The organism is Micromonospora reichwaldensis, assembly GCF_031845925.1.
Classification (GTDB): Bacteria; Actinomycetota; Actinomycetes; order Mycobacteriales; family Micromonosporaceae; genus Micromonospora; species Micromonospora reichwaldensis.
In genome coordinates, this window is the sequence record NZ_JAVRFL010000003.1 from 53,922 (window position 1) to 73,624 (window position 19,703).

Annotated in this window: 12 protein-coding genes and 1 pseudogene; 4 read left to right on the forward strand and 9 right to left on the reverse strand. The window is 73.7% G+C overall.

The features are described 5' to 3' along the window. The first annotated feature begins 2 nt into the window (after window positions 1-2). The 3 genes from RM555_RS02990 to RM555_RS03000 all read left to right on the forward strand — a co-directional run bounded on the left by RM555_RS02990 (window position 3) and on the right by RM555_RS03000 (window position 2,564). Window positions 3-782, forward strand: a complete 780-nt coding sequence (locus RM555_RS02990; RefSeq protein ID WP_311410323.1) for an electron transfer flavoprotein subunit beta/FixA family protein — start codon at window positions 3-5, stop codon at window positions 780-782. Between the two features lie 12 nt (window positions 783-794). Next, entirely contained in the window at window positions 795-1,754 is a 960-nt protein-coding gene (locus tag RM555_RS02995; RefSeq protein ID WP_311410324.1) for an electron transfer flavoprotein subunit alpha/FixB family protein, read from the forward strand. A 213-nt stretch (window positions 1,755-1,967) separates the two neighbouring features. Further along, complete coding sequence (locus tag RM555_RS03000) at window positions 1,968-2,564, forward strand: helix-turn-helix transcriptional regulator (RefSeq protein ID WP_311410325.1); 597 nt, start codon at window positions 1,968-1,970, stop codon at window positions 2,562-2,564. Between the two features lie 15 nt (window positions 2,565-2,579). On the opposite strand, the gene RM555_RS03005 is transcribed toward RM555_RS03000, so the two are convergent. From RM555_RS03005 to RM555_RS03045, 9 genes and pseudogenes are all read right to left on the reverse strand, one after another. Continuing rightward, window positions 2,580-2,789 (reverse strand): response regulator transcription factor, encoded by a 210-nt coding sequence (locus RM555_RS03005; RefSeq protein WP_121401277.1) that lies wholly within the window; start codon window positions 2,787-2,789, stop codon window positions 2,580-2,582. 63 nt (window positions 2,790-2,852) lie between these two features. After that, a complete protein-coding gene (locus RM555_RS03010) occupies window positions 2,853-6,020 on the reverse strand; it encodes an amino acid adenylation domain-containing protein (protein ID WP_311410326.1) in 3,168 nt (1,055 codons plus the stop codon). Continuing rightward, window positions 6,010-7,020 carry a 2,3-diaminopropionate biosynthesis protein SbnB gene (sbnB, locus tag RM555_RS03015; RefSeq protein WP_311410327.1) on the reverse strand — a complete coding sequence of 337 codons (1,011 nt, stop codon included), beginning with the start codon at window positions 7,018-7,020 and terminating at the stop codon, window positions 6,010-6,012. Before sbnB ends, RM555_RS03010 begins: the two co-directional genes overlap by 11 nt. Further along, complete coding sequence (gene sbnA / locus RM555_RS03020; protein ID WP_311410328.1) at window positions 7,014-8,030, reverse strand: 2,3-diaminopropionate biosynthesis protein SbnA; 1,017 nt, start codon at window positions 8,028-8,030, stop codon at window positions 7,014-7,016. The genes sbnB and sbnA overlap by 7 nt, the downstream gene beginning before the upstream one ends. Then, on the reverse strand, window positions 8,017-8,472 hold the full coding sequence (panD, locus tag RM555_RS03025) for an aspartate 1-decarboxylase (RefSeq protein WP_311410329.1): 456 nt from the start codon (window positions 8,470-8,472) through the stop codon (window positions 8,017-8,019). The genes sbnA and panD overlap by 14 nt, the downstream gene beginning before the upstream one ends. A gap of 2 nt (window positions 8,473-8,474) precedes the next feature. Continuing rightward, window positions 8,475-9,752, reverse strand: a complete 1,278-nt coding sequence (locus RM555_RS03030) for an MFS transporter (RefSeq protein WP_311410330.1) — start codon at window positions 9,750-9,752, stop codon at window positions 8,475-8,477. A gap of 46 nt (window positions 9,753-9,798) precedes the next feature. Continuing rightward, window positions 9,799-16,263, reverse strand: a complete 6,465-nt coding sequence (locus tag RM555_RS03035) for a non-ribosomal peptide synthetase (RefSeq protein ID WP_311410331.1) — start codon at window positions 16,261-16,263, stop codon at window positions 9,799-9,801. Window positions 16,264-16,355: 92 nt separating this feature from the next. Further along, window positions 16,356-18,143 (reverse strand): annotated as a pseudogene (locus tag RM555_RS03040) (non-ribosomal peptide synthetase); the annotation flags it as partial. 20 nt (window positions 18,144-18,163) lie between these two features. Further along, window positions 18,164-18,382: an MbtH family protein gene (locus RM555_RS03045; protein ID WP_091630286.1), complete on the reverse strand. Its 219-nt coding sequence runs from the start codon at window positions 18,380-18,382 to the stop codon at window positions 18,164-18,166. Between the two features lie 218 nt (window positions 18,383-18,600). Here RM555_RS03045 and RM555_RS03050 point away from each other — a divergent pair, with 218 nt between their 5' ends. Then, on the forward strand, window positions 18,601-19,605 hold the full coding sequence (locus tag RM555_RS03050) for a TauD/TfdA family dioxygenase (RefSeq protein ID WP_311410333.1): 1,005 nt from the start codon (window positions 18,601-18,603) through the stop codon (window positions 19,603-19,605). Window positions 19,606-19,703 lie beyond the last annotated feature (98 nt).

The following is a 19,703-nucleotide window of genomic DNA, read 5'->3' on the forward strand; positions in this document are numbered from 1 at the left end:
CGATGAACATCGTCGTACTCGTCAAGCAGGTGCCTGATTCGGGCGCGGACCGCAGCCTGCGTGCTGACGACAACACCGTCGACCGCGGTTCGGCGAACAACGTCATCAATGAGATGGACGAGTACGCCATCGAGGAGGCGTTGAAGATCAAGGAGGCGCACGGGGGTGAGGTGACGGTTCTGACGATGGGTCCGGACCGGGCGACCGAGTCGATCCGTAAGGCGCTGTCCATGGGTCCGGACAAGGCGGTGCACGTGGTGGACGACGCCCTGCACGGGTCCTGCGCCGTCGCGACCTCGAAGGTGCTCGCTGCCGCGCTCGGTCAGTTGAACGCCGACCTGGTGCTCTGTGGTAGCGAGTCGACCGACGGTCGGGTGCAGGTGTTGCCGCACATGCTCGCCGAGCGGTTGGGCATCGCGGCGTTGACCGGCGCGCGCAAGCTCACCGTGGACGGCTCGACCCTGACCGTGGAGCGGCAGACGGAGGAGGGCTACGAGGTGGTCACGGCCACCGCGCCCGCGGTGGTGTCGGTGTGGGACACCATCAACGAGCCGCGGTATCCGTCGTTCAAGGGCATCATGGCGGCGAAGAAGAAGCCGGTGCAGACGCTGTCGCTGGGTGACCTGGGTGTCGCTGCGGGCGAGGTGGGTTTCGAGGGCGCGACCAGCGCGGTGCTGGAGCATGCGAAGCGTCCGCCGCGTTCCGGCGGGGCGAAGGTCACCGACGAGGGCGACGGCGGCGTGAAGCTGGTCGAGTTCCTCGCCACCGAGAAGTTCGTGTGAGGGGTTGGGGTCATGTCTGAGGTTCTGGTCGTCGTCGAAGCCACTCGGGAGTTCGGCGTCAAGAAGGTCACCCTGGAGATGCTCACCCTCGCCCGCGAGTTGGGCTCTGCGAGCGCGGTGGTGCTCGGTGGTCCCGGTGCGGCTGAGGCGTTGAGCGCCAAGCTGGGTGAGTACGGGGCGGAGAAGATCTACGCGGCCGAGAGTGAGGAGATCGACGGCTACCTGGTGGCTCCGAAGGCGACCGTCGTGGCGGAGTTGGTGTCGCGGGTGCAGCCGGCGGCGGTGCTGTTGGCGTCGTCGCAGGAGGGTAAGGAGATCGCGGCCCGGCTGGCGGTGAAGTTGGACAACGGCATCCTGACCGACGTGGTCGGCCTGGCCGCTGACGGCACGGCCACGCAGGTGGCGTTCGCTGGTTCCACGATCGTGAAGTCGAAGGTGACCCGTGGTCTGCCGTTGGTCACGGTCCGGCCGAACTCGGTGAATCCGGTCCCGGCGGCGGCGAGTCCGGCGGTCGAGCAGCTCACCGTGGCGGTGGGGGACACCGACAAGCTGGCCAGGGTCGTGGAGCGGGTCGCGGAGCAGAAGGGTTCGCGTCCGGAGCTCACCGAGGCCGGCGTGGTCGTCTCCGGTGGTCGTGGTGTGGGTAACGCCGACAACTTCAAGCTGGTCGAGGAGTTGGCCGACCTGCTCGGCGGGGCTGTCGGGGCGTCGCGTGCGGCGGTGGACTCCGGTTACTATCCGCACCAGTTCCAGGTGGGTCAGACCGGTAAGACGGTTTCCCCGCAGCTTTACGTCGCTCTGGGTATCTCCGGTGCGATCCAGCACCGGGCGGGTATGCAGACGTCGAAGACGATCGTCGCGGTCAACAAGGACGGCGAGGCGCCGATCTTCGAGTTGGCTGACTTCGGTGTGGTGGGCGACCTGTTCAAGATCGTCCCGCAGGCCGCGGACGAGATCCGCAAGCGCACGTGACGCGGCAGTGTCGATGATGCCTACGACGGATCCCTTCTCCCTGCTCGTCATGAGGCATCGGGAAAGAACCTGATCGCGGCGTAGCGCGCGGCCGGGTGCGGAAGCTGTCCGGGGATGCCGAGAATATGGGGGCCGTTCCCCGTACCGGTCGCCGCAGGCGCGGTGACATTCTCGTTGCCGTCCGTCAGCGACGAGTTTCCTGGAGTGGTGCGCATGGACGAGCAGGTACGGGTGCAGGTCATCGCCGCCGACCCGGCGGTACGGGTCGGTGTCGACGAGATGGTGCGGGTGTGCCCGGAGTTGACCGTGGTGGTCGACCGGCCGGACGTGGTGCTGGTGGTGACCGACGAGGTCGGCGACGCGGTGCTGGTCCTGTTGCGCTCGCTGTCCCGCGCCGGTCGGCGGGTGCTGCTGGTGGCCGACACGTTGCGGGAGTCGGACGTGGCCGAGGCCGTGGCGGCGGGTGCCGGCGGGCTGCTGCGCCGTTGCGAGGTCCGCCCGGACCGGCTGCGCCCGGCGGTCCGGGCGACGGCCGAGGGCAGCTTCACCGTGCCGTCGGACCTGCTGGGGGACCTGCTGACCCGGGCCGACGAGCGGGCGCCGGAACGGCCGGCGGCCCGGCGGCTCACCACGCGGGAGCGGGCGGTGCTGCTCATGCTCGCCGACGGGCACGAGACCGAGGAGATCGCCCGCTCGCTGGCCTACTCGGTCCGCACCGTGACCGGCATCGTGCACGCGATCACCCACCGGTGGCAGGTGCGCAACAGGGCGCACGCCGTGGCGTGCGCCCTGCGCGAGGGGCTCATCTGAGCCGGACGCGCCGGGTCAGATCAGCCCGTGCCGGATGGCGTACGCGGTCGCGTGGACCCGGTTGGAGACCTGCAACCGGGCCATGAGGTCGTAGATCATGTTCTTCACGCTGTGTGGGGAGCAGCGCAGTTCCCGCGCGATCCCCGCGTTGTCGTACCCCTCGGCGACGAGTTCGAGCACCCGGAGCTGCTGGGCGGTGAGTACGGGCTTCGACGCGTTCCTCATGATCGTCTCCTGGGCCGTGTGGTGGTGACTACCGACCCAGGCTAGGAACGGCCCGTCGCCCGCTCATCGGGCCGCCGCACCCAGATTGCCGGCCGCCGCCCCCGCATTTTCCGCACCAGCGCCCACGACCCACTGCCGGGCCAACCGCCCGACCGCCTCCTCGGGACGACGGACCGCCGCGGCGAGGATCCCGCTGAAGCCGGCGGCGAACGAAGCGGCCCGATCGGCGGTGAACAGGTCGTCGTGGTACTGGAGGCACCCGGTCAGCCGCGTTCCTTCCCCCCGCACGGTGAGCAGCAGGTCGAAGGGGGAACCGCCCTGACCGTGCCGGAACGGCTCGGCGGTCACCCCGGGCAGCCGGAGCCGACCGGTCAGGTCACCGAGAGTCTGGAAGGCGACCTGGACCAGCGGGTTGCGGCCCAGGTCGCGCTTCGGACGCAGCGCCGTCACCAGCCGGTCGAAGGGGAACCCCTGGTGCCGGTACCCGGCCAGCGCCACGTCACGTACCCGCAGCAGCAGGTTGGTGAAGGCCGCCTCGGGCGGGCAGGGCACGCGCAGGGCGAGGGTGTTGGCGAACATCCCGATCCCGTTCTCCGCCGCCTCCGTGTCGCGGCTCGCGGCGAACGTGCCGACCACCAGGTCGTCGCGGCCGGCGAGCTGCCCGATCAGCGCGGTGAACGCGGTGAGCAGCACCATGAACGGGGTCGAGTTGGTGGCCCGGGCCAGCGTCCGCACCGCGGCGGTGGTCTCCGCCGACAGGTCGAACCGGACGCTGGCCCCGCTCTGCCGCAGCCGCGCCGGTCGGGGCAGGTCGGTCGGGAGATCCAGGGCGGGCGGCGCGCCGGCGAGGTGCCGACGCCAGTAGTCGAGGTCGGCCGGATCGGTCGCGGGCAGCGGGGCCGGCGGCAGCGGGTCGACGGCCGCCGTGTCGCCCCGGCGGCGCCGCGCGTACGCCTGGCAGAGGTCGCGCCACAGCACGTCCATCGACCAGTCGTCGGCGACGATGTGGTGGACGGTGGCGGCCAGGACGTGCTCCTCGGGGGCCAGCCGCAGCAGGGTGACCCGGAGCAGCGGCCCCTCGGCGAGCGCGAACGGCACGGCGGCGAGCCGCTCGACGGCCACCCGCGCCTCGGCGGCGTCGGCCACGGTGCGCGCCTCGATCGGCACCCGGGCGTCCGCCCCGACCTCCGCGTACGGCACGCCGCGCCGGGACCGGAAGGTGGTCCGCAGGGCCGGGTGCCGGCGCACCGTGTCCGCCAGGGCGGCGCGCAGCGCGTCGACGTCGACCGGTCCGCGCAGGTGGTAGGACTCCGTGATCGTGTAGGTGGTCGATCCCGGATCGAGCTGGTCGGCGAACCAGATCCGGTGCTGGGCGGCGCTGAGCGCCCCGGTGGCCGGCCGGTGGGTGTCGACGTCCGGTGCGCCCGGCGGCTGGCTTTCCCCGGCTGCGGCACCGGGGCCGGCCGCCGCCCGGCCGGCCCCGACGAGGTCGGCCACGGTGGCGGTGAGCACGTCGGCGGGGGAGAGCGAGCGGCCCCACAGGTGGCGCAGGCGGGAGCAGACCCGGGCGGCAGCCAGCGAGTCGCCGCCCAGCTCCACGAAGGTGTCGTGCACCCCGACCGGCCCGGCGCCGAGCACCTCGGCCCAGATGCCGGCGAGCCGGCGCTCGTCGTCGGTACGCGGCTCGACCCGCTCCCCGTCGGCGAGCCGGTGCCCGTCGGGCGCGGGCAGGGCCGCCCGGTCCAGTTTGCCGCTCGGCCCGACCGGCAACGCCGGCACGGCCACGAACGCCGACGGGACCATGTGCCCGGGCAGCCGTTCGGTGAGGTGGGCCCGGAGCACCCGGACGCCGGGGACGGTGCCGGCCACCACGTACCCGACGAGCTGCCCGGCGTGCACGGCGGTGGCGGCGGCCCGCACGCCCGGCACGGTACGCAGCGCCGCGTCGATCTCACCCAGCTCGACCCGGTGGCCCCGGATCTTGACCTGGTGGTCGATCCGGCCCAGGTAGTCCACGGCCCCGTCGGGCCGCCGCCGGGCCAGGTCCCCGGTGCGGTACAGCCGGGAGCCGGGCGGGCCGAACGGGTCGGGGACGAACCTCTCGGCCGTCAGCCCGGGCCGGCCCAGGTAGCCCCGGGCGAGCTGCACGCCGGCCAGGCAGAGTTCGCCGACCTCCGCCGCTGCGCCGCGCTCGTCCAGGATGTGGGTGCGGGTGTTCGCCACCGCGTGGCCGATGCTGACCGGCTCACCCGCCCGGCAGCGCGACCCGGTCACCTCCACCGCCGCCTCGGTCGGGCCGTAGAGGTTGAGCAGCTCGCAGCCGATCAGCTCGTCGGCCTCGGTGACCAGGTCGCCGGTCAGCTCCTCGCCGCTGCAGACGATCCGGCGCAGGGTGGGCAGGCGGGCGCCGGTGTCGCGGACCTCGGCGAGGAACGCCCGCAGCATCGACGGTACGAAGTGGATCGCGGTGATCCCGTACCGGCGGATCGTGTCGATCAGGTGGGCCGGGTCGCGGTGTCCGCCGGGGCGGGCCATCACCAGCCGCGCGCCGGCGGCCAGGGTGCCGAAGATCTCCGGCACCGAGACGTCGAAGCCGTACGGGGTCTTCTGGAGCACCCGGTCGTCGGGGCCCAGCGGATGCGCGTCCAGCCCCCAGCGGACCCGGTTGACGATGGCGCGGTGCGGGATCACCACGCCCTTGGGCCGGCCGGTGGACCCGGAGGTGTAGATGACGTACGCCGGATGATCCGCGTCGACGGTGACCCGCGGTGCCCGCGCCGGCCACCCGGGGGTCTCCCGGCCCGGCGACACGGTGGCGACGGTCCGGCCCGCCTCGGCGAGGGCCGGCAGGCCCGGGTCGGTCACCACGGTGTCCAGCCCCGCGTCGGCCACCAGGAGGGCGGTCCGCCGGGCCGGATGCTCCGGGTCCAGCGGCACGTAGGCGGCTCCGGCGGTGAGGACGCCGAGCAGGGCCACCACCAGGTCGCCGCCCCGGTGCAGGCACACCCCGACCCGGGACTCCGGGCCGACGCCCCGCGCGACCAGCAGGTCGGCGAGCCGGTCGGCCCGCCCCACCAGTTCGGCGTAGCTGAGCTGCTCCCGTCCGGTGACCACCGCCACGGCGGCCGGGGTGCGCGCCGCCTGCCCGTGCACCAGCTCGTGCAGGGCCGGCTGTCCCGGGTAGCTCCGGGCCGTGTCGTTCCACGGTGCGACGCCCGGCTCAGTCGGCATCCGGGTCCTCCGGCGGGGCGGTCAGGAAGTCCGGCAGCCGGGTGCCGACGCCGTCGCGTTCCGCGGCCCGCCGCACCAGCTCGGCCACGGCGAGGTCGAGCACGCCCAGGCCGAACGGCGAGTAGACGGTGACCCGCTCCGGGTCGTGCCGCCAGCCGGCCCCGTCCAGGATTTCGCCGATGCCGGCGGCGATGAAGTCGCGGTTGCCGGTCTCCTGCTCCGCCAGGTGCAGCGAGGTGGCCGCCCGGCAGACGTGGTCGGCGTCGTCGACGACGTTGACGACGTTGACCGCGGCGCGGATGTCCGCCGGGAAGATGTCCCGCAGCGACAGGTGCAGCACGAGTGCCCCCGGCCGGCAGTGCGCCAGCCCCAGGTGCGGTACGCCCGCCGTCGTGGCCAGGCAGACCAGCGGGTGGGCGCCGAGCGCCTCCTCGACGCCGCCGGCGACGCGCACCTTCAGGTCCCACCGCGCGCAGCGCCGGGCGAACGCGGCGGCCCGCCCGGCGTCCAGATCGAAGACGGTCACCTCCGTCAGGCCGGGCAGCGCCGCGCGGAGGAACCGCAGCACCTCGAAGTTGATCACGCCGCAGCCGATCAGGGAGACGCCGCCGGCCGGCGGGGCGAGGGCGCCGGCGGCCAGGGCGGCGCTGGCTGCCGTCCGGCGGGCGGAGATCGTGGAGCCCTCGATCAGGGCGACCGGGTGGCCGTCGGTCATCGAGTTCACGACGATCGCGGCGGAGGCGCGGGCCAGCCCCCGGTCGACGTTGCCGGGGAACGACGAGATCCACTTCATGCCGGCGACCGGGGAGTCGTCGCCCAGGTACGCGGGCAGTCCGATGATCCGGTTGCGGGCGTCCTCCGGGAACCGCAGGAACACCGAGTGCGGCAGCACGGTGCGCCCCCGCGCGTGCAGGACGTAGGCGCGGCGGACCGCGTCCAGGACGGCGTCCTCCCGGTCGGCCAGGATCTGCCGGACCTCGCCGGCGGACACGATCAGCATGGCGGCACGTCCATCATCCGGTCCCTCCACAGGTGGGTGACGTCGCCGAAGTGCCCGGTCACCCAGTCGTCGTCGTAGATCGTGTTCAGGTAACGCTCACCCCGGTCGGGAAAGATCAGCGCGCAGGTCGCGCCGGCCGGGATCAGGTCGCGAAACTGCTCCAGGGCGGCCACCACCGCGCCGGACGAACCACCGGCGAGGATGGCCTCCCGGCGGGCCAGCCGGCGGCAGCCGACCACACAGTCCAGGTCGTCGACGTGCATCACCTTGTCGGCCAGCCCGTCCCGGTAGAGCTTCGGCCGGACCCCCGCGCCGTGGCCGGGGATGAGCCGCTTGCGTGGGGGGTGGTCACCGAAGATCGCGCTGCCGGCGGCGTCCACCGCGACGATGGTCAGCGCCAGCTCGTGCCGGCGCGCGTAGTCGGCACAGCCGCGCAACGTGCCGCAGGAACTGGTCGCGCAGAACAGGAAGTCCAACGGGGTGGGCACCCCCTCGACGATCTCCCGCATGGTGGTCTCGTGGGCGCGGGGATTCAACGGGTTGCCGTACTGGTCCGGCCACCAGGCGTTCGGGATGGTCGCGACCAGCTCCTGGACCCGGCGGATGCGCTGCGGCAGGTACTCGCCCGTGGCCGGGTCGGTGCGGGTCACCACCTCCACCTCGGCGTCGAACGCGCGCATGACCGCGATGTTCTGCGCGTTCGTGCGGGGGTCCACCACGCAGATGAACCGGATGCCGAAGTAGCGGCACACCTGGGCCAGCCCGATGCCGAGATTGCCCGAACTGGACTCGACCACCACCGACCGGCCGGGTTGCAGCTGCCCGGCCCGCAGCCGGTCGATCAGCATGCCCAACGCCGAGCGGTCCTTGATGCTGCCGCCCGGGTTGTGCGCCTCCAGCTTCGCCCAGAGGGTGAACGAGGCGTCCGGCATGAGCTTGTCGAGCCGGACCAGCGGGGAGCCGCCGATCGTGGTCAGCACCCCGCCGACGTCGGTCTCATCGGCCCGCATGTTCACTCCCGCTACGGGGATCCGTAGCGGCCCGCAGGGTGTTACCGGGAACGGTCGCGGTGCCGGGGATCGCCTCGGCCGGGTCGTCGGTGGTGCCGAGCATCCGGTTGCCCTCGTCCACCATCACGACCCGGGGCGAGTACCCCTTGGCGTCCGGGTCGGCCATCGCCGCGTAGCTGATGATGATGACCAGGTCGCCGGGATGGATCAGCCGGGCGGCGGCCCCGTTGATCCCGATGACCCCGCTGCCGCGCCTGCCGGCGATGACGTACGTCTCCAGGCGGGCGCCGTTGTTGATGTCCACCACGTGCACCTGCTCGCCGGCGAGCAGGTCGGCGGCGTCCATCAGATCCTCGTCGATGGTCAGCGAGCCGACGTAGTGCAGGTCGGCCTGGGTGACCACCGCGCGGTGGATCTTCGACTTGAGTATGGTGCGCAACACCTTCAGCTCCTCCTTGAGGGCTCGATCGGCAGAAAGCCCGCTCGACGTATCGAGCGGCTGAGCGTCGCCAGAGCGGCGAGCAGGACCATCCAGACGGCCATCGACCACGCGGCGGATGCCGGCCCGAGCGACTCCAGCAGGTAGCCGCCGACCAGGGAACCGAGCGCGACCGCGCCGTTGGCCAGCAGGCTGACCGCGCTGAGCACCCGGCCCTGGATGCGGTCGGGGGTGATGGCCATCTGGTACCCGGCGACCGCCACGTTCCAGATCGGCCCCACGAACCACATCAGGGCGTACGCGGCGCCGATCAGGTAGCGGTCGTCGGTGAGGGCGATGACGCAGGTCATCAGCGCCCACACCCAGTTCGCGGCGATGACGATCGCGCGCATCGGGAACCGCCCGGCGCACCACGTCGCCACCAGCGAGCCGAGCACCCCGCTGGTGCCGGCCACACCGAGCAGCAGGCCGATGGCGGCCGGGGCCGCCCCGGCGGCCTCGAACGCCACGATGATGATCAGGAACAGGACGCGGAACAGCAGGTTACTGCCGGCGACGAGCAGGGTGGCCGTGCGCAGGAACGGCTGCCCCCACAACCACCGCAGCCCGTGCGTGAGGTCGGCGGCCAGCTTCCCGGGACGGGTGTCGGGGTCGGTCGCGTCGCCCGGTGCGGCCTGGAAGTCGCGGCGGATGAACAGCAGCGTCAGCAGGGAGACCAGGTAGGAGACGGTGTCCAGCACGAACGGCCAGATCCGCCCCAGCCCGAACAGCGCGCCGCCGAGCGGGGTGCCGGCCATCACCGCGGCCCGCTCACGGGCCTCGTTGCGCGACAGCGCCGTGGTCACCTGGCTCGGGTGCACCACGTTCGGGATCGCGGCACCGGCCGCCAGCTCGTACCCGACCGACAGCGTCCCCTCGACGAAACCGACGGCCAGCACGTGCCACAGGTGCAGCTCGTCGACGGCGATCGCCGCCACGATGCTGCCCACCCCCAGGGCCCGCAGCACGTCGCACCAGATCATCACCCGCTTGCGGTCCCACCGGTCCACCAGCGCCCCGGCCGGCAGCTGGAACAGCAGCGTCGGCAGCAGCGCCACGAAACCGGCCAGGCCGGCGGCGCCCGGCGAGCCGGTCAGCGCCAGCACCAGCAGCGGGTACGCCACCAGCGACGCGGTCGAGCCGAGCATGGAGACCGCCGACCCGCTCCACAGCAGCAGGAAGTCCCGGTTGCGGTGCAGCGGCGGGATCCGCTCCCCGGCGACCGGAGCGCCGACCCGGCTCACCGGTCGCCACCGATCCGGCGGCGACCGGCGGGGCCCCCGCGCGCGGTCACCGGGCACCCCGGCGGGCGGCGACGTCGGCCAGCCGGCTCCGGGCGGTCAGCCTGGGGACCGCCGGCCGGTCGTCCAGCTTCGGGTAGCCGGGCAGCGCCCCGACCAGCCGGGCGACGGTCGGGTGGTCGAACAGGGCCCGGACCGGCACGTCGACGCGGAGCAGGTCCCGCAGCCGGACCGCGACCCGGGTGGCCAGCAGCGAATGCCCGCCGACCTGGAAGAAGTTCTCGTGCACGCCCACCTCGCCGGTGCCGAGCACCTCGCCCCACACCTGCGCGACGGTCCGCTCGTCGGCGGTACGCGGCGCCACCCGCGCGGGTTCCCGCCGCCCGCCGGCACCGGGTCGCGGCACCGGCAGGGCGTTGCGGTCGATCTTGCCGGTCGGGGTGAGCGGGAAGGCGTCCAGCGTCACGTAGGCGGCCGGGCACAGGTAGTCCGGCAGCGTACGGAGCAGGAACTCGCGCAGCTGTTCGCCGGTCGGTACCGGGTGCCGCCCCCCGCCGACCAGGTACGCGACCAGTTCCTGCTCCCCGCCGTACCGCTGCGGGTGCACCACGGCGGCCCGGACGTGCTCGTGGGCCAGCAGCGCCGCCTCGACCTCGGCCGGTTCGATCCGGTGTCCCCGGATCTTCACCTGGTGGTCGACGCGGCCGAGGATCTCCAGGTGCCCGTCGGCGTGCCAGCGGGCCAGGTCACCGGTGCGGTACATGCGCGCGCCCGGCGCCCCGGCGTGCGGGTCGGGAACGAACTTCTCCGCCGTGAGGGCGGGTCGGGCGCGGTAGCCCCAGGCCACCCCGTCCCCGCCGATGTGGATCTCACCGGGGACGCCCACCGGTACCGGCTCCAGCCGCTCGTCCAGGATGTGCAGCCCGGCGTTCGGGGCCATGCCGAAGTCGACGGGTCGGCCGTCCGGGGCCAGCCGGGTCGTGGTGGACCAGACCGTGGTCTCGGTCGGCCCGTAGATGTCCCACACGGTGGCCCCGGTCGACGCGAGTCGCACCGCCAGCTCGGTCGGCAGCTTCTCGCCGCCGCAGAGCACGGTCGCACCCGGCGGTGCGGACCAGCCGGAGTCCAGCAGCATCCGGTACGTCACGGGGGTGGCCTGGAGCACCGCCGGCCCGGCGCGGTCGATCAGCTCTGCCATCCGCTGCGGGTCGCGGGTCTGCTCCGCGTCGGCGATCACCACCCGGCCGCCGACCAGCAGCGGCAGGTACAGCTCCAGCACCGAGGGGTCGAACGACACGGTGGTCAGGCCCACCACGGTGGCCCCCGCCGGCAGACCCGGCCGGTGCCGCATCGCGGCGAGGAAGTTGCCCAGCCCCCGGTGGCTGATCATCACCCCCTTCGGGGTGCCGGTCGATCCCGAGGTGTAGATGACGTACGCCAGGTCGTCGGCCGACGGCCGGTCGGGCAGCCGCCGCTCGGGACGGGTGGCGATCGCCGCCCGCTCGGCGTCCAGCAGCACGGTCCGGATCCCGGCGGTGTCCAGCCGCCCGGCCAGCGCGGTCCCGGTCACCATCACCTGCGCGCCGGCGTCCGCCAGCATGAAGGCGGTCCGCTGCGCCGGGTAGTCCGGGTCCAGCGGCAGGTACGCGCCACCGGCGGCCAGCACCGCGAGGAACGCCACGACCAGGTCCGCGCTGCGGTCCAGGTGCACCCCGACCAGCGTCCCCGGCCCGACGCCCAGCTCCCGCAGGTGGTGGGCGAGGCGGTTGCTCCGGCGGTCCAGCTCGGCGTAGCTGAGCACGTCGGCGCCGAAGACCACCGCGTCCGCGTCCGGGGTGGCCGCCACCTGCCGGGCGACCCACTCGGGCAGCGTCCCGTCCGGGACCGGCAGCGCCGCGCCGGCGCCGAGGCCGAGCAGGGCGCGCCGGTCGGGCTCCGGCAGCCCGCACCGGCGCGGGTCTCCCGACGGGTCGGCGACCATCGCCTCCAGCACCCGCCGGTAGGTCCGGGTGAGCAGGTCCAGGTACCCGTCGGAGATCCGGTCGGTGCCGGCCTCGATGATCAGCTGACCGGGCTCGCTGGACACCGAGAGGCCGAACTCGTTCGGGGTGGTGTCGGTGATCGCCGACCGGTCGATGCCGTCGAGGTCGAGCACGTGCATGTCGGTGTAGTTGAAGAAGACGTCCACCAGCGGCTTCTGCCCGCCCCACTCGCGTTGCATCGCCGGCAGCGGGTAGTGCCGGTGCGGCCAGAGCGCGACCTCCCCGGCGAAGACGCGGCGGGCCTGCTCGGCCCAGGTCGACGCGGTCAGCTCCACCGCGAACGGCACGGTGTTGAGGAACATGCCCCGCACCTGGTCGCCGTCGGTCAGCTCGGGCCGTCCGTTGCAGACCAGCCCGCTGTGGAAGCGCCGCTGCCCGGTCACGACGCCCAGCACGGCCAGGTGCGCGGTGAACAGCAGGCTCTTCAGCGGTACGTCCGCCGTCCGGGCCAGCTCCCGCAGCCCCGGCATCAGGTCGGCGAAGGGCAGCCGCGCCGCCCGGTACCGGGCACCTTCACCCGCCCACGTCGCCGGGATGCCGAGCCGCTCGTGGGTCCGTACCCGCGACGCCCAGAACTCCCGGTCCACCCCGGCGGCCACCGCGCGGCGTTCGAGCGCCACCGCGTCGGCGAACCGGACGGCCGGCACCGGGGCGGGCTGCGGGTCCTGCCCGTCCCGGATCCGTCGGTGGTACGCCAGCAGCTCCGGGACCAGCGAGTTCTGGCTCCAGCCGTCCAGGATGGCGTGGCTGTAGCTGACCAGCAGTCGCCACCGGTCGTCGGCCAGTTGGTAGGCGTGCAGCCGCAGCAGCGACGGCGTGCCCAGGTCGAAGCGGTCCCGGCGCTCCTCGGCGACCAGCCGGGCCACCGTGCTCTCCTCCTCGGCGGCCGGCAGACCCCGCAGGTCGGTGTGGCCGACCCGGATCTCCGCGCTCGGGTGGATGAGCTGGAGCGGCTCGTGGTAGGAGGTCAGGTCGATCGAGGCGCGCAGGATCTCGTGCCGGGCGGCGAGCAGCCGGGCGGCGGCGCGCAGGGCGGGCAGCGAGAACGCCTCGCCCTCGACCGGGTAGCAGAGGCTGTTCAGGTACAACTCGCCGGTCGGGTCGGCGAGCATCTCGTACGCCATGCCGGCCTGCGCCATCGACAGCGGGTACGCGTCGACGACGCCCTGGGGCAGCCGGGCCCGGTCCTCCTCGCCGATGAGCGCGAACCGGTCCACCAGGCGGGTGGCCTCGGCCGGCAACCCGCCCTCCCGGGCGTCGACGGCCGCGGCGAGTTCGGCGACCGTCCGGTACCGGAAGAGGTCCGTGACGGTGAGGTCGAGCCCCTGGTCGCGGAGGTTCCCGACGACCCGGATGGCGCGGATGCTGTCGCCGCCGATGTCGAAGAAGCGGTCGTGGATGCCGATCGGTCCGTCGTTCCCGGCGAGGGCCCGGGCGTAGGCGGCCACGATCAGGTGCTGGGTGGGGGTGGCCGGTGGGGTGTGCCCGCCGCTGCGCGCGGCGTGCGTGCCGGGCGGGGGGAGCGCGTTGCGGTCGATCTTGCCGCTGCTGGTCAGGGGGAGTCCGGTGAGCGTGACCCAGTGGGTGGGGACCATGTACTCGGGCAACCGCGCGCGCAGGTGGGTGCGCAGGGCGTCGGCGTCGACGGGGTGGCCGTCGGCGGCGACGAGGTAGGCGACGAGCTGCCGGTCGTCGCCGGGGCCGTGCGGGTGCACGACGGCGGCGCGGACGCCGGGGTGGTCGGCGAGGGCGGCCTCGATCTCGCCGAGCTCGATGCGGTTGCCGCGGATCTTGACCTGGTGGTCGAGGCGGCCGAGGTACTCGATCGTGCCGTCCGGGCGCCAGCGGGCCTGGTCGCCGGTGCGGTAGGCGCGCCGGCCGCCGTCGGTGGGGGTGAAGCGTGTGGCGGTGAGCGCCGGCCGGCGGTGGTAGCCGCGGGCCAGCTGCACGCCGGTGAGCAGGAGTTCTCCCGGTACGCCGACGGGGACCGGGTTGCCCCAGGGGTCGTGGATGTGGGCGCCGGTGTTGGCGATGGGGCTGCCGATGGTGACGGTCTGCCCGGGGTGGACGCGGGCGGCCGTCACGTCGACGGCGGCCTCGGTGGGTCCGTAGAGGTTGTGCAGCTCGACGTCGAGGTGGGCGTGCACGGCGGCGGCGAGGTCGTCGGGCAGCGCCTCGCCGGAGCAGACGACGCGGCGCAGGTGGGGCAGGGCGGTGCGGGTGGCGGCGAGGTGGGCGGTGAACGCGCGCAGCATGGAGGGGACGAAGTGGACGGTGGTGACCCGCCGCCGGTCGATGGTCTCGGCGAGGTAGGCGGGGTCGCGGTGCCCGTCGGGGCGGGCCATGACGAGGGTGGCGCCGGTGGTCAGGGGCCAGAAGAACTCCCACACGCTGACGTCGAAGGTGTGTGGGGTCTTCTGCAGGATCCGGTCGGTGTGGTCGAGCCGGTGGGTGTCCTGCATCCAGCGGAGCCGGTTGACGATGGCGCGGTGGTCGACGAGGACGCCCTTGGGGCGGCCGGTGGAGCCCGAGGTGTAGATCAGGTAGGCGGGGCTGCGGTCGTCGGTGGTGACGCCGGGTCGTCCGGCGGGTTCGTCGGCGAGCGTCGGGTCGTCGAGGTGGACCCGTGGGCCGGGGGACCAGTCGTGCTGGTCCGGGGCGTCGACCAGGGTGACGGGGTCGCCGGCGTCGGCGAGCATCCAGCGCAGCCGCTCGACGGGGTGGCCGGGGTCGAGCGGGAGGTAGGCGGCGCCGGTCTTGAGCACGGCGACGAGGGCCACGGCGAGGGCGACGCGGCGTCGCGCGCTGACGGCGACGATCCGCTCGGGTCCCGCGCCGAGGGCGATCAGCCGGTGGGCGAGCTGGTTGGCGCGGGCGTCGAGCTGGGCGTACGTCAGCTCCTCGTGCTCGTCGAGCACGGCGACCGCGTCCGGGGTGGCGTCGACCTGCGCCTCGATCAGCCGGTGCAGCAGCGTGTGACGGGGGTGGTCGACGGCGGTGTCGTTCCAGGCCGCGAGCTGGGCGCTCTCGGGGTCGGTGAGCATGGGCAGCCGGGTGACCGGGGTGTCCGGGTCGGCGGCGACGGCCGTCAACAGCCGCCGGTAGTGCCCGGCCAGCCGCTCCACGGTCGCGCCGTCGAACAACGCCGTCGCGTACTCGACGACCCCGGAGAAGGAGCCGTCCGCCTCCTCGGTCACCTGCACGGTCAGGTCGAACTTGGCGGTGTGCCAGAGCGTCGGCACCTGCCGCGCGCGCAGCCCCGCCCCGGCGAAGTCGGCCGCCGTGGCGTTCTGCATCACGAACATGGTCTGGAACAGCGGGTTGCGCGACAGGTCCCGCTCCGGGGACAGCGCGTCCACGATCCGCTCGAACGGCACGTCCTGGTGCGACTGCGCGTCCAGCACCGTTTCCCGGACCCGGGCCAGCACGTCGACGAAGGTCGGCTCGCCGGACAGGTCGGTGCGCAGCACCAGTGTGTTGACGAAGTACCCGATCAGGTCCTGGACCTCGGGGCGGGTACGCCCGGCGACCGGGGTGCCCACCGCGACGTCGGTCTGCCCGGTGTAGCGGGCCAGCAGCACCTGGAACACGGCCAGCAGCACCATGAACGGGGTCGCCCGGTGCCGCCGCCCGATCGAGGCGAGGGCGCGACCGAGGTCGGCCGGCACGGTGAACGGCAGGGTCGCGCCCCGGGGGTCCTGCACGGGCGGGCGGGGCCGGTCGGTCGGCAGCTCCAGCGGCGTGAGGCCGGCCAGCCGGTCGCGCCAGTGGTCGAGCTGCCCGGTCAGGCCGGCCGCCCGGTCCCGCTGCCGCACCGCGAAGTCCGCGTACTGGATCGGCGGCGGGGTGAGCGGGGACGGCTCGCCGGCGACCAGCGCCGGGTAGAGCGCGCCGAGTTCCCGGGCCAGCACGCCGACCGACCAGCCGTCGAACGCGATGTGGTGGGCGACCAGCACCATGACGTGCTCGTCCTCGGCGAGCCGGACCAGCCGGACCCGCAGCGGCGCGTCCCGACCCAGGTCGAACGGGGTGTTCGCCTCGTCCCGGATCAACGAGTCCAGCCGCTCCCGCCGCTGCGCCGGGGCGCAGCCGGTCAGGTCGACCACGGGCAGCTCGACGGGCTCGGGCGGGCCGACCACCTGGCTCGGCCGGCCGTCCACGACCCGGTAGCGGGTCCGCAGCACCTCGTGCCGCCGGACGACCTCCCGCCAGGCGTCGCGGAGGGCCGTCGGGTCCAGCGGGCCGGTCAACCGCCAGCTGAACGGCACGACGTACTCCGCGCCGCCGGGCCGGATCTGGTCGAGCAGCCACACCCCCTGCTGCGGGTAGGACAGCGGCAGCGGGCCGGTCGGCCGCGGTGAACTCGGGGTGCCCGGCGACCGGTCCGGGGTTCGCCCGGCCAGCAGCGCCTCCACCAGCGCCCGACGACGGGCGTCGGTCGAGGTCGGGGCCGGGTCCTCGGGAGTCGTCATTCCTTGCCCACCTGCGCCAACATCGTCTCCAATTCGGACTCGGACATCCCCGCCACCCGTTCCTCGACGGCCCGCTGGAGCACCGTCGCCAGCTCCGCCACGGTCGGCGCCTCGAAGACCGCGCTGACCGGCAGGTCGACCGGGAACCGTTCGTGCAGCAACGCGACGACCTGGGTGGCCAGCAGGGAGTGACCGCCGAGGTCGAAGAAGTCGTCGTGTGTCCCGCAGCGGTCGACGCCCAGCACCTCGGCCCACACCTCGGCGACCGCCCGTTCGGTGGGGGTACGCGGCGCCACCGTCGGTCCGTCGGCGACCGGGCCGGCCGGGGCGGGCTCCGGCAGCCGCCGGCGGTCGACCTTCCCGCTGCCGGTCAGGGGCAGCTCGTCGAGCGTCACCCAGCTCTGCGGGACCATGTGCCCCGGCACCCGCTCGGCCAGGTACGCGCGAACCGCCCGGTGGTCGGCGGGCTCGGTGCCGGCCGGCAGCAGGTACGCGACGAGCTGCGGGCCGCCCACCGCGCCGTGGTGCACGTCCACCACGGCGGCGCGGACGGCGGGATGCTGGCCGAGCACCGCCTCGATCTCGCCCAGCTCGATCCGGAAGCCCCTGATCTTCACCTGCTGGTCCCGCCGGCCCAGGTACTCGATGCTGCCGTCCGGCAGGTACCGGGCCCGGTCGCCGGTGCGGTACATGCGCTGTCCGGGCCGGTCGGCGAACGGGTCGGGGACGAAGCAGGCGGCGGTCAGTCCCGGCCGGCCGAGATAGCCCCGGGCGAGCTGGATCCCGGCGAGCACGAGTTCCCCGGGCTCACCGACCGGCACCGGCCGCAGCTCGCCGTCCACGATGTACGTGCGGGTGTTGACCACCGGCCGGCCGATGGTCACCGCCTCGCCGGGCAGGCAGCGGGTGCTGGTCACCTCGACCGCCGCTTCGGTCGGCCCGTAGAGGTTGACCACCTCGCAGTCGAGCCGGTCGTGCGCCGCGGCCACCAGGTCGGCGGGGAGCGCCTCTCCGCTGCACAGCACCCGCCGGATCGACGGCAGGCTGGTCCGGCCGGCGGGCAGCACGTCCAGGAACGCGCGCAGCATCGACGGCACGAACCGGATCGAGGTGACCTGCCGTTCGGCCACCACCCGGGCCAGGTACGCCGGATCGCGGTGCCCGCCGGGACGGGCCGTCACCAGCGTCGCCCCGGTGGTCAGCGGGGAGAAGAGCTCACACACCGAGACGTCGAAGCCGTACGGCGTCTTCTGGAGCACCACGCCGCCGTCGGCGCCAAGGGCGTCCGGCATCCAGCGCACCCGGTTGACGATCGCGCGGTGCTCCACGACCACGCCCTTCGGGCGGCCGGTGGAGCCGGAGGTGTAGATCACGTAGGCGGCGTTGGCCGGACCCACGACCGGCTCCGGGTCGCCGTCCGGCAGCCCCCGGTGGTCGTCGTCGACCCGGATCGGGGCGCCGGTGGCGGCGGCCAGCGGCTCGTGGTCGACGCCCGGGCCGGTGACGACCGTCGTCGCCTCCGAGTCGGTCAGCAGGTAGCGGATCCGGTCGGCCGGCTGGTCCGGTTCCACCGGGAGGTAGGCGCCGCCCGCCTTGAGCACCCCCAGCAGCGCCACCACCAGGTCGACCCCCCGGTGCAGGCACACGCCCACCACCGACTCGGCGCGCACCCCGGCCGCCCGCAGCCGCCGCGCGAGCCGGTCGGCCTCGCGGTCCAGCTCGGCGTAGCGGACGGTCCGCTCGTCGGACACCACGGCGATCGCGTCCGGGGTACGCCGTACCTGCTCCTCGAACAGCTCGTGCAGGCACGGGTCGGTCGGGTACGCGACCTCGGTGTCGTTCCACCCTGTCGGGACCCGGTGCCCGTCGGCCGCGGTCAGCTTCGCCATGGCGGTCACGGCTACCGGCCCGCCGCCTGCTCCATGCGCCGGCGCAGGCTGAGCGGGCGCATGTCGGTCCACACCTCGTCGATCCGCTTCAGGCACTCCTCGCGGGTGCCCTCGGTGCCCTCCGCGCGCCACCCCAGCGGCAGCTCCCGGTCGCCCAGCCAGATCGAGTACTGCTCCTCGTCGTTCACCACGACCCGGTACGCGCGCTCATCGGTGTTCTCGTCGGACATGCCGGCTCCTCCTCGGGAAAGGGCAGCCGTGTCGTACGACACGACACTGGTCCCACTGCCGGTCACACCCTGCCGGGACGCCGATCGCCGTACGTAGAGAAGAACTGGCAGAAAAACGCGTACGAGCCTTGCCGGGGATTCTCTTTCTGACCTGTGCCTCAGCGGAGAGGCTGAGCCGTGCCGCGTGACCGGCAGCCCAGAGGTCGACAGGAGAAGCGATGAGTACGCCCCGGATGACGGTGCCGCCGCTGCCGCGCGGGCCGGCCGAGAAGCCGCTTCCGTTCGTCCTGACCGCCGGTGCGCCGGGTGAGCCGATCGGCGGGCGGCTGGCCGCCGACCGGGCCGCGATCCGGGCCCGGCTGCGTGAGCACGGGGCCGTCCTGCTGCGCGGGTTCGACGTCGGTGGGGTGGCCGGCTTCGAGGGGGTGGTCCGTGCGCTCTCCGGTGAGCCGCTGGACTACGCCGAGCGCTCGTCGCCCCGCAGCACGATCCAGGGGCGGGTCTACACCTCGACGGACTTCCCGCCGGCCGAGGAGATCTTCCTGCACAACGAGAACTCCTACCAGGCCGACTGGCCCATGGCGCTGTACTTCTACTGCCTGCGTACGCCGGCCACCCTGGGCGCCACCCCGCTCGCCGACACCCGCCTGGTGCGCCAGCGCATCGACCCGGCGGTGTGCGCCGAGTTCGTCGCCCGGGGCTGGCTGGTGGTGCGCAACTTCCACGAGGGCTTCGGCGTGCCCTGGCAGCGGGCGTTCAACACCGACGACCGGGACGAGGTGTCGCGCTACTGCGCCCGCAGCGGCATCGAGGTGGAGTGGACCGGCTCGGGGCTGCGTACCCGCGCCCGCCGCGACGCCGTGCACCGGCACCCCGGCACCGGTGAGCTGCTCTGGTTCAACCACGTGACCTTCTTCCACGTGACCACGCTGGCCGAGGAGGTCTGCGCCGGGCTGCGGGAACTGTTCGACGAGACCGAGCTGCCCACGAACACCTACTACGGCGACGGCGGGCGGATCCCCGACGACGTGGTGGCCCACCTGCGGGACTGCTACCGGTCCGCCCAGCGGCGCTTCGACTGGCAGCGCGACGACGTCCTGGTGGTGGACAACATGCTCGCCGCGCACGCCCGGGAACCGTTCACCGGCGACCGCAGGATCGCCGTGGCGATGGCCGAGCCGTACCGCGCGGCGCTCGCGGCGGCCGGCGCGACCCCGGGGTGACCGTCGGCGGTGTGCCCGGGACCCTCGCGCACACGGAACCAACTCCCCACGGCATCGCAGCGATGCCCGGCCCGGACACGGAGGCGAAGGACCCATGG

What these genes read in the sequence shown, in the direction of transcription:
- RM555_RS02990 (WP_311410323.1), top strand. Translation starts at nt 3, where the DNA reads ATGAACATCGTCGTACTCGTCAAGCAGGTGCCTGATTCGGGCGCGGAC.
- RM555_RS02995 (WP_311410324.1), top strand. Translation starts at nt 795, where the DNA reads ATGTCTGAGGTTCTGGTCGTCGTCGAAGCCACTCGGGAGTTCGGCGTC.
- RM555_RS03000 (WP_311410325.1), top strand. Translation starts at nt 1,968, where the DNA reads ATGGACGAGCAGGTACGGGTGCAGGTCATCGCCGCCGACCCGGCGGTA.
- RM555_RS03005 (WP_121401277.1), bottom strand. Translation starts at nt 2,789, where the DNA reads ATGAGGAACGCGTCGAAGCCCGTACTCACCGCCCAGCAGCTCCGGGTG.
- RM555_RS03010 (WP_311410326.1), bottom strand. Translation starts at nt 6,020, where the DNA reads ATGCCGACTGAGCCGGGCGTCGCACCGTGGAACGACACGGCCCGGAGC.
- sbnB (WP_311410327.1), bottom strand. Translation starts at nt 7,020, where the DNA reads ATGCTGATCGTGTCCGCCGGCGAGGTCCGGCAGATCCTGGCCGACCGG.
- sbnA (WP_311410328.1), bottom strand. Translation starts at nt 8,030, where the DNA reads ATGCGGGCCGATGAGACCGACGTCGGCGGGGTGCTGACCACGATCGGC.
- RM555_RS03035 (WP_311410331.1), bottom strand. Translation starts at nt 16,263, where the DNA reads ATGACGACTCCCGAGGACCCGGCCCCGACCTCGACCGACGCCCGTCGT.
- RM555_RS03045 (WP_091630286.1), bottom strand. Translation starts at nt 18,382, where the DNA reads ATGTCCGACGAGAACACCGATGAGCGCGCGTACCGGGTCGTGGTGAAC.
- RM555_RS03050 (WP_311410333.1), top strand. Translation starts at nt 18,601, where the DNA reads ATGAGTACGCCCCGGATGACGGTGCCGCCGCTGCCGCGCGGGCCGGCC.